At 38.6% G+C, this 11,384-nt stretch carries 6 protein-coding genes; all 6 read left to right on the top strand.

Going from position 1 to position 11,384, the window contains the following annotated elements:
* The coding region (locus tag Xsto_RS21465; RefSeq protein WP_169926652.1) for an Ig-like domain-containing protein at positions 1-2,565 on the top strand (2,565 nt) is incomplete at its 5' end.
* 249 nt (positions 2,566-2,814) lie between these two features.
* On the top strand, positions 2,815-4,572 hold the full coding sequence (locus Xsto_RS14235) for a hypothetical protein (RefSeq protein ID WP_099125460.1): 1,758 nt from the start codon (positions 2,815-2,817) through the stop codon (positions 4,570-4,572).
* 174 nt (positions 4,573-4,746) lie between these two features.
* Positions 4,747-7,464 carry an Ig-like domain-containing protein gene (locus Xsto_RS14230; protein WP_099125459.1) on the top strand — a complete coding sequence of 906 codons (2,718 nt, stop codon included), beginning with the start codon at positions 4,747-4,749 and terminating at the stop codon, positions 7,462-7,464.
* A 164-nt stretch (positions 7,465-7,628) separates the two neighbouring features.
* Complete coding sequence (pbpC, locus tag Xsto_RS14225; protein WP_099125458.1) at positions 7,629-9,950, top strand: peptidoglycan glycosyltransferase PbpC; 2,322 nt, start codon at positions 7,629-7,631, stop codon at positions 9,948-9,950.
* 184 nt (positions 9,951-10,134) lie between these two features.
* Positions 10,135-10,461, top strand: coding sequence for a hypothetical protein (locus Xsto_RS22210; RefSeq protein WP_241537967.1), 327 nt, complete (start codon positions 10,135-10,137; stop codon positions 10,459-10,461).
* Between the two features lie 420 nt (positions 10,462-10,881).
* A complete protein-coding gene (gene ndk, locus Xsto_RS14215) occupies positions 10,882-11,310 on the top strand; it encodes a nucleoside-diphosphate kinase (RefSeq protein WP_086956086.1) in 429 nt (142 codons plus the stop codon).
* The last annotated feature ends 74 nt before the right edge of the window (positions 11,311-11,384 follow it).

Raw genomic sequence — 11,384 nt, 5'->3', positions numbered from 1 at the left:
CAAACAAAAAAGACAAATGATTCAGGTGAGTTGATTGCAACATTGGATAGCTCGAAACCCTTCAATAAGGTAACGGTATCACTGGCTATTGAAAATCACCCCGCGATTAGCACTAAAGTGCCGGTTTCCATTGAATCTGAACACGCCTACCATATTCAGGAAGAATTTCTGACTGTAAGTCCGCAGGGGCCTTTGCTCGTAGGCGATGGAAAATTTTACACCTTCAGCGGTACAGTCGTGGATCGCCATAACAATCCGGTAAAGACGCAAGAAATTAAGACTGTGGTATGGAAAGCAACCGATGATAAAGGTCAAGAAGTCAAGTTAACCTCGCAAACAAAAAAGACAAATGATTCAGGTGAGTTGATTGCAACATTGGATAGCTCAAAACCCTTCAATAAGATAACGGTATCACTGGCTATTGAAAATCACCCCGCGATTAGCACTAAAGTGCCGGTTTCCATTGAATCTGAACACGCCTACCATATTCAGGAAGAATTTCTGACTGTAAGTCCGCAGGGGCCTTTGCTCGTAGGCGATGGAAAATTTTACACCTTCAGCGGTACAGTCGTGGATCGCCATAACAATCCGGTAAAGACGCAAGAAATTAAGACTGTGGTATGGAAAGCAACCGATGATAAAGGTCAAGAAGTCAAGTTAACCTCACAAACAAAAAAGACAAATGATTCAGGTGAGTTGATTGCAACATTGGATAGCTCAAAACCCTTCAATAAGATAACGGTATCACTGGCTATTGAAAATCACCCCGCGATTAGCACTAAAGTGCCGGTTTCCATTCAATCTGAACATATTACTGTGGAATGCAAGGCTTTTGGTAAAACCCCTGTATTAGTGGGCGAAAGTTACATCTGTACAGCCCACGTGACGGATTTAGATGGAGGTATAGCAGGGGAAAAAATTGTTTGGAAGGTTAACGATCCTGATCTTCAATTGGAGCCTACTTCAGAGGTAACTGATAATGATGGTAAGATGACAGCAACCTTAACCAGTTCTAAGAAGGTGTTAGGTCTTGTCGTCACAGCATCTGTTATAGAACCCAGCGGTACTCAGTCTAGCGGGGAATCAACAGAAGATATTATTAGTTTTATTTGGCCGGAAATTACTATCAATCCAACCTCAAAAAATCCAGTTGTTGTTGCAAATGGGCAGGATTCATATGAATTTACAGCAACTATCTGGCGTGATAAACAAAATAATGAACCATATAAAGAACCAGTCATGAAGTTTGCATGGGGTAGACCGCAGCTTCAGGATGATACAGGTACAACTGAACCAAACTTAACACCACCACCAGATGAACCGTTAGAGGTAAACCCGAAGGATGGGACTTTAACAGCTACTATGACCAGTCTTCAGTGGGGACAGGTAAAAGCATGTATCAATATTGTGGATAGGGATCCTGCTTCGCCGATATGTTCGAAATTAGTGAATTTTGCATTGGATTTCGAAATTGCTAAGGATAGTGTTGAAATATATAAAGTTAACCGGGCAGGGAATGAAGAGGCATTTGATCCTAATAAGCCATTATTGGGAGATGGTAAATCAGAATATATGTATAGAGCACAGATCATTGATAAAAAAAGTAAAAAACCAGTTTCTGACTACTTATTCAGTGAGGTCAATTGGACTCGTAATCTTCCGGATGTAACAGGTAAACAATTAAATCTAGAATGGGATAAAGAGGGTAAAACAAATAGCGACGGGTATTTATACGCTACATTAAAGAGTAATGTCGGACTTAATAAAAAAAGAGTAGAAGTCACCTTCAATATGGCAGGGATTTCTCCTGAGAGTACGTTCTTTCAGGTTGCCAAACAAGCAGTTACTTTTGATGTTTCACCGGAATTAGCTGCGATAAGGGTCTATAAGTATGATCCTAACACGGGGAAGGTGGATAAATCGGTTAGTAAATCCTTTACCGAGCAGGAAAGGCCATATAACGTATTTTACCCATTGGCTGCTGAATTTACATCTGCTAAAGGTAAAGTACTTGTTGAATCAGGAGATAATATCAAATATACCCCAGAATTAGGTTGGTGGTCTCCCATGTACATAGATAGCAATGGACTTGTAATATTTACCGATAACCCAGGATCCCAAGAAGTTATCCTTCATATTACGAAAAAAAATGGAACCCAACAGCAATATACATATAAATTTTTTACACGTAGATTTTTCGGAATTCGCTCTGACATGATTGGAAATTATAAATTAAATGATGGAAATGACTGCGAAAAACCTCCTAACAATGTTGCTATTTTTTTGTCTCCTCTTGATTCAGAGTTAGTATCGACAGGAACAGGAACTTCGCTTCACGATGAATTTCCTGATGCCTATAAATTTGGAATTTTGGATGGAATTACTATTAAAAATAAAAATAATATATATATTAAAATGTTAAAAACTAGACAAAATAGTGGGGTCGCTAGCTATTTTCCTTATAATTTATTGACGGGTCAGGAATTTATAGGGGATCCTTATGATGATGTTTATGTATTATGCGAAAAATATTATCAAAAACATGGAAGAAATGTTTTCAAATGATAATGCGTTACATGCGATATTTGTATTTATCTAGCTTTATTAAGAATGCTCTCATTTATTAATGATAATTATTGTAGAAAATAACCTCATTAAATTACTTATAAATAAAACCATATTGAAAGATTAAATTTAGCGTGAATTATATAAACTTAGCTGATGACTTTTTTTTATTAGATATTTTATTTTGAATGTATTTAAATATACCTGACATGAAAAATAAATTTCATATGATAATATATGAGGTGAGATATGACCGAAGTAAATAAAAGAAAATTATCAGGAATTACATTAACTCCAACATTATCAGTACCAGATGATACGACCGTAACTTACGGTCAGCAATTTTATCTTGATGTGACATTAAGCACCGAAGCTAGTTTTCCTTCTGGAATACCACTTAATGTTACAGTAAAAGAAAATTCAGGTATAAAAATACAACTTATTGGAAACATACCTGTGACATCCAATATGGAAAATAGTATTACTGGACATTACTTAGTAGCTATTGAGGATACTAATACTAATATCAAAAATGGTCAGGTATCATTTAATATAGAATTGGCGTTGCCTATACATCCTTATAATAAAGATTTTAAATACAATGTAAAAAAAATCATTCCATATAGTTTGCAATTACAATCAGATAAGCTTGTTTGTGTTATTCCTGAAGAATATTCTAAGCCGGATAATAATGACCCTCAGGATACATATATTCTTTATAAGACTACATTATTAGAAGATACAGGAAGTTCATTATCAAAGACGCCTTCCAATACTCCATTAAAAAACACTCTGGTTTATCTTGTTTCTTCACCAATACTAGATATTACTAGGGATGTTATTGTTACATCTGATTCAAATACAGAGCCATTAATTACTTATACACCGAGCAGTTATGGTGATGGTGATGGTGGACTTACTTTTATCAATTTGATAAGTGATAATAATACAGGGGAAATAAGGTTCCGTGTTTACTCAAATAATAAACCTATTATTAGTGGAGGTGCTCCTGATTATAAACCAACTGTACTTTCCTTAGGGTGTGAAGTTATTACCGAGGACTATCAAGTAGGAGAAGGGTATATGGCAAGAAAGGTGTGCTTTATTACACCAAGGCCATTTTGGGCTTTAGGTGAGCTAGCCCAATTATATATACCTGATGCTAATAATGGAAACATAATTGGGGATCCAGATAGCCCTAGTTTTAATGCTGAGATTCAAACTGATGCAAATTATAAAGCGAATGATCAGCTATTGTTTTTCACAAAAGAAAAAGGTAGTGAACCAGATATTAGTAGTTTAATACAACCTATTAACTTTATGCATGGTGATGATAACGATATATATAGTTATCCCATTCCTTATAATAGCTTTACAGTTAATAAGGAATCGGAAATTTTTTATGTGATTGCAAGAGTAGGGGAAACTCTCTATTCAAGAATAAAGGAAATTAAATATATGGGTGGAGGTTCAGAGGATATACCACCAGGTACAGTAAGTAGAATTTATAATAAAGTTGAGGTTTTTTCTAGTTATGCAGATTATAATAATGATAATAAATTGAGTAATCCAGGAGAGCTAGGTGCTAAGATTTTTGAAGATGATTTAACTACTAGGGCTCAACTGGCAAATTATATTTTTAATGGAGGAAATGATGCATATTTAAGGATAGTGGCAACAAACGATCCAGCAGATACTAAACGTCCTAAAGCTGGATCTGATATATATGTAAATATGTATATTAAATCAGCGAATAAAAATTTATTCCAGCCAATAAATAAAAACCAGAAAATAAATCTTTCATCAACGCTAGATAAATATCCAGTTGGTAATATATATTTATGCTCAACGGTAGTGCCAATTCCACATCCATTTTATACCGATATAGATGCTTATGAAAATGAGTCCGCAATGGTTTATTTTGAATATTATACAAAAGATAAAAATAATATGAGAACATATAGTGAATATTGGCATGGACTAACAGATACATCAGCTTCAATATGATGAATAATATTTTTCATTTTATTGATTGATATTTTTAAATAATATATATGGAAAAGGAATTCCATTTTCATTATGAATGATTGGATAAAATAAAAACCTGCGGATTTCCTAAGATTGGCACTCATAAGTTTCCTATTAGGTGAGCCAAAATATATCAATTCATGAGGTGAAGTTATGGCAACCGTAAATAAAAATAATTTGTCTGATTCTATAGTAACTGCAACCTTGTCAGTCCCGAATGAGACTACCGTAATTTATGGTCAACAGTTTTATCTTGATGTGACACTAAGCTCTGAACTTTATTTTCCACAAGGACTATTTCTTGACGTTACGGCAAAAAGTGCAGGTATAACAATAGTTCCTATAGGAGAGGCTCCTGTATCATCTGGCTCGGAAAAAAGTATTGTGGGGCATTACAAGGTAGCAATTGATGTCTCTGATGCTAATACCATAACAGATGGTTTGGTGTTATTTACTGTAAAATTTTCTTCATCTGAAATAGTTGGTTATGATAATGATTTTAAATACAGTGTAAAAAAAATCATTCGAGGCAGTTTGCAGTTGAAACCTAATAAGCTTGTTTGTGTTATTCCTGAAAAATATTCAGATCCAAAAATAAATGACCCTCAGGATAATTATTTTCTTTATGAAGCTAAGTTATTAGAAGATACAGGGGGCGACGCATCTAGCACCCCACTGAAAAAAGCGCTGATTTATCTGGTTTCTTCACCTGACACAGATATTAATAGAGATATTATTATTACATCTGATTCAGATGAAAATACTGGGCAGTTAATCAACTACATTCCAGTAAAATATAATGAAAATGACTTCATTAGCTTAATAAGTGATGAACAGTCTGGAAAGATTAGATTTCGTGTTTATTCAAATAATAAACCTATTGGTAGCGATACAAATTATAAACCAACGATACTATCTTTGGGTTGTGAAATTTTGGATCATAATCCTGTACAAATGTCAGAAAGTGTATTTTTTATTACACCAAGGCCGTTTTTAAATATCGATGATCTAGAAAAATTATATATACCAAGTGCTGATGGGGGTGTAATACATGGTGCTCCGGGTAAAAGCAGTTTTGTAGGGATTATTCAAAATAATATTAATTATAAAGATAACGATCGTCTTTTGTTTTTCACAAAAGAAAAAAATAACATTCCTGATGTGAACAGTTTAATACCACCTATTTATAGAATGGAAGGAGTTATTGATAATTACTCTTATAATATTCCTTTTGAATATTTTAAGAATAATGTGTGGACAGAGATTTTCTATGTGATTACAAATAGAGGTTATACTCATTATTCAATAAGTGAAAAAATAAAATATATAGGTGTAGACTCAGTACAATACACGCTTAAATTTGAACTTATTCATGGCAATGAAATAGTAGGCGGTAATATGCAATCCCAAAAAGTCCAGGCTATTCTTACTGGAACAGGGGAAGGTGTAAATACTGCTAACCGTAAATTGAATTTAAGCATTGATGGCAGCGCATCTTTTAAAGAAGATAGTAGAGTTCAAACAATATCTGTTATTACAGGTGAATCGGGGAAAATAAGTTTTGAACTCTATGATTCTAATCACGCTGGTGAGACAGTGACACTCACAGGAGAACTGGATATTGATAAAAAAACGAAAGCAACAAAGCGAATTCATTTCCCATCAATTAAAGTAGAATCAATTTCCCTTCAACCTGAAAATAACATAGTAGCTGTGGGTTCCACTGTATGGTTAACAGCTACAGTAAAAGAAACTGGGGGAATAACCCAAGAGGGTATAGAAGTTGCTTTCAGTGCAGATAATGGTGTCACATTAAATCCATTTTCTGCTACAACGGATGAATATGGCGTGGCTTTGACACAGGTTACCAGCAATCACGTAGTCGCTACTACAGTTACCGCTACGGCGATGGGGAAAAACGCTATGGCGCATATTGATTTCGTTCAAATAGAATCGATTTCCTTACAACCTGAAAATATCACTATAGTGGTGGGAGGTTCTGTGCAGTTAACAGCTACAGTAATGGTAACAGGGAGTATAGCTCTAAGCGGCATAGAGGTTAATTTTACCACAGATGCTCCCTACTATCTCAACATGGTTTACCCAATGTCTGCGAAAACGAATTATAAGGGGCAGGCCATGACAAGATGTAGCAGCATGGAGGGTTTAATAACCGCTACCGCCACGGCGTTGGGAAAAAGTGCTACAGCGCAGATTTATGGTGCTATAGTGAATTCTATTTCTTTACAACCAGAAAATAGCTTTGTACCAGTGGGAACCTCCGCATCGTTAACAGCTAAAATAATAGAAGAAGCAGAGGGTGTAGAGATTGTTTTCAATGCAGATAATAAAGGTATCACATTAGTCCCATTGTCTAACACAACAAACGCTAAAGGTGAGGCTACGACACAGATTACCAGCAATCAGGAGGGCTCCACTACGGTAACAGCTTCTGTTCCTATGCATATGATGCAGTGGATAGATCCTTCTGTGCACAGTACAGCGCATGTTACATTTGCTAAACCTTACATTATTACAATAGCTCCTGATAACGCTGAATTAGGAGAAGGCGGTTCTGTAACATTCTCAATCGGAGTAAAAGGTCTAAATGATAATGTTTCAGGTAACGTAGAGGTTTCTGTTAGTGCTTTTTATGTTACTTTTAGTCAACCTTCAGGATCAGTGTGGCTTGGTGGTGCTTGGTTCCACACGGTAGCCACTCTTAGCGAGCCCACCGCTATAATACAGCATGATATGTTTGAAACAGTTACCGTTACCGTTAAGGATTCACAAGGGTATGTTCAACATGCTTATGCAAAAATTAATTTGCTACAATCTGGCGCGTATGGAGGTGGTGTTGGTCTTGAGTGATATCAGTTCATTATTCCATAGTAAAAGTCGAAATCACTGGCTGTGGTATATGGTTGCTGGATTCTAGTTCTATCCAATTTCTCTATCGATTTCTGCAATTTCATTTTGTTTAATCAGCCCTTATTACTGATAATAAGGGCTGATTTCTGTCGGATTCAGTTTCAATGAGAAAATATTTCCTGCGCAGTTACCTTATTATTCTGGCCATTTTATTGATTCTGCCTGCCACTTTATGGCTGGCCGACAAAATCTGGCCTTTGCCACTGAAAAACGCCCCCGCCGCACGCGTTGTGGTAGGCGCTGATGGTTCACCTTTATGGCGTTTTGCTGATAGTGAAGGGATCTGGCGTTATCCCGTGACTCTAGAGCAGGTTTCTCCTGAATACATTCAGGCACTCTTAACCTATGAAGACCGTTGGTTTTACCAGCATCCGGGAGTGAACCCAGCTTCATTGTTACGGGCAGCTTGGCAGGATATACGCGCTGGTAAAATTGTCTCGGGGGGAAGTACGATCTCTATGCAGGTTGCCCGTTTGATTGATCCTCATTCACGTACTTTTGGTGGGAAGTTCAAACAGCTTTGGCGTACTCTGCAATTAGAGTGGTACTACTCAAAAGATGAAATTCTGGAGATGTATCTGAACCGGGCGCCATTTGGAGGTACGTTACAGGGCATCGGGGCGGCAAGTTGGGCTTATCTGGGAAAATCGCCGTCAGATTTATCATCCGGTGAAGCGGCATTATTGGCAGTTTTGCCACAGGCTCCGAGTCGTTTAAGGCCGGATCGCTATCCTGAGCGGGCTCAGGCTGCCCGTGACAAGGTATTGCAGCGATTGAAGCAATATGGTGTTTGGTCAGCAGAAAAAGTGGCGGATATTGAGGACGAAAATTTGTGGCTGGCTCCCCGTCAGGTTCCTCAACTTGCCCCTTTGTTGGCAAGGAGAATGGCTCTCAATAATCAGCAGGAAATTATCCGAACCACTATTGATACCGGCTTGCAGCGCCAACTGGAAGATATGGTGATTAACTGGAAATATCAGTTAGCGGAAAAAACATCAATTGGTGTGCTGGTGGTCGATCATACTGATATGACAGTGAAGGCTTATATTGGCTCGGCGGATTTTCAGGATAACAGCCGTTTTGGCCATGTTGATATGGTCAGCGCGTGGCGCTCTCCGGGTTCGACATTAAAACCGTTTCTGTATGCAATGGCTTTGGATGATGGCCTGATCCATGCGGAATCTCTTTTACAGGATGTTCCCCGCCGTTTCGATAATTATCGGCCGGGAAATTTTGATAGTGGGTTTAATGGCCCGGTCAGCGCCAGTGAGGCACTGACTCGTTCACTAAACTTACCTGTAGTACAGCTTCTGGAAGCCTATGGCGCGAAACGGTTTACTGCCAATTTGCGTAATGCAGGTATGACGCTGCGTTTCCCTCTGGGAAGTGAGCCGAATCTGGCGCTGATTCTGGGAGGAACGTCGGTTCGTATGGATCAGCTGGTTTCTGTTTATAGCGCGTTTGCCCGTCAGGGAAAAGTCTCTCCGTTACGCTTTACTGCACAGCAGGAACTGAGGGACAGACAGCTTTTTACTCCGGGAGCCGCCTGGATTGTCAGGCGGATTATGGCAGGGGAAAGCCGCCCGCTACCGGATAATGTCTTGCCCGCCGAAGTGCCGCTGGCATGGAAAACAGGCACGAGTTATGGCTATCGTGACGCATGGGCAATCGGTTTAAATGCCCGATACACCATCGGTGTCTGGGTCGGCAGGCCGGACGGGACACCTGTAGCAGGGCAGTCTGGTTATGCGACTGCAATTCCTATCATGAACCAGATTCATGGATTATTGATGGCTGATCTGCACTATGGTTCGCAACCTATTCCTGTTGATCCGCGACCGGAGAATGTCAGTCAGGCAGTTATTTGCTGGCCGAGTGGTACGGCATTCCGGTCGGAAGACAGCAACTGCCGTCAGCGCCGTTTGAGCTGGATTCTGGATAACACCATTCCGCCGACACTGCCATCTACGGGGCAGGAATCGATTTCGGGTATCCATGAACAGATATGGATCGATAAAAACGGTTTACGTGTTGCTGCCGATTGCACTGATGCCCGACCTGAAACAATCTCTTTATGGCCTATTGCACTGGAAGCATGGCTGCCAGAGAAAGAGCGTCGGGCAAATCGTCTTCCTCCAATTAATCCTCAGTGCCCGCCAATGAAAACAGATGACGCACCGTTATTGATTACCGGTATCCGAGAAGGGGATGTTCTGACTCGCTTGCCCGGTCAACGGACGTTGGATCTGCGGGTAGCAACACAGGGCGGTCAGGGACAACAATGGTGGTTTTTGAATGGTGAGCAGGTTACCGTGACTGAAAATAACCAGTCGTGGACGAAAACATTGTCACAGTCAGGAAAATATCAGCTTAGTGTTTTAGATCTGAGTGGGCAAATCAGCATAATTAATTTTGTATTAAAATGATCCGGTTACGATTTGTGGTGTGGGTCAAAAATTTCGTCATAGACAAAAAATTAATCGTATTTTTTGTTTTAAAGTAAACTTATTGCTGCTCTGTTCGGAATATATTGATCTTTTAAGATGTTGAGTCAGTAAGTTGTAATTTATTTAATAGCTGTATGTTAATTCAACCAGTGAGGAAATAAAGATGAAAGTTGTTTCATATGCTTTGTTACTGGGTTTATTTTATATACCCGTTTCTTTGGCAGATACATCAGCAAAAGATATTGATAATAAAATAGTCATTAAAGAAGTGGTTAATCAGGGCGCATTGAAAAAATGCACACATTTATTACCTGAAGGACATAAATATACTATTAGCATTATCGGTACTTCTGATAAGACAACAAAAGACAGTAATGAGCAGTTTACAGGGCAATTTGAAGTTTCTGATGAAACTAAAAAACCACTGGATGAGAAAAGACAAGAACAGGTTAAGCCTTTTATTCAGTGTGTGAAAGATACGGTTTTGTAACTGAAGTTGTTTAAATAATGATATAACGCGCGAAGTCAATGATCTTGGTCAGAATGCCTAAGCGGGAAATTATCGCCTGCATAGGCATTATTTTATAAAATGAATCAATAAGACAGTGCATATCGATAGAAAAGTAAGATATCTGAAATAGGAGTTAGTGCTGAAAATGTGTTTAACTCGTATCGTCTTTAATTGGTTTGTACTGCAAAAATGTGATTTGTGCTAAAAAATTATCATTTTCGCTAAGAATGTTTTAATAAAATGTTGTGTTTTTTGTAGGCAAGCCGAAAGTCTCCTCCTATAATCAACGCCTATTTTTATTCCTGTCAGGAAAACAGGATAAATTCTGTCCTTCTGTGTTATCAGGGGGAATATAAAATTAAAATGAATCATCGCTGAAAGTGCCAAAGGGGTTATCCAATGACGATTGAACGTACTTTTTCCATTATTAAACCTAATGCTGTGAAGAAAGATGTTATCGGTTCCATCTATGCTCGTTTTGAAAGTGCCGGTTTTAAAATCATCGCTGCTAAAATGCTGCATTTAACTCGTGAACAAGCTGAAGGTTTTTATGCCGAGCACAAAGGCCGCCCTTTCTTTGATGGTCTGGTAGAGTTCATGACATCCGGCCCAATCATGGTACAGGTTTTGGAAGGTGAAAATGCAGTTCAGCGTCACCGTGATCTGATGGGTGCAACTAACCCGGACAACGCGCTGGCCGGTACTCTGCGTGCTGATTATGCCGACAGTTTTACTGAAAATGCGGTACACGGCTCAGATTCCATTGAATCTGCAAACCGTGAAATTGCTTACTTCTTCAGTGATGATGAAGTTTTCTCTCGCAGCTAATATTCAATAAGTTTCGAGCCGCTTCAAAAAGACGACCTGAAAGATGGTCGGGATGTTTAGTTCTCGTAGCATCT

The organism is Xenorhabdus stockiae (assembly GCF_002632825.1).
Classification (GTDB): domain Bacteria; phylum Pseudomonadota; class Gammaproteobacteria; order Enterobacterales; family Enterobacteriaceae; genus Xenorhabdus; species Xenorhabdus stockiae.
This window is presented reverse-complemented; position numbering and strand designations above follow the sequence as displayed.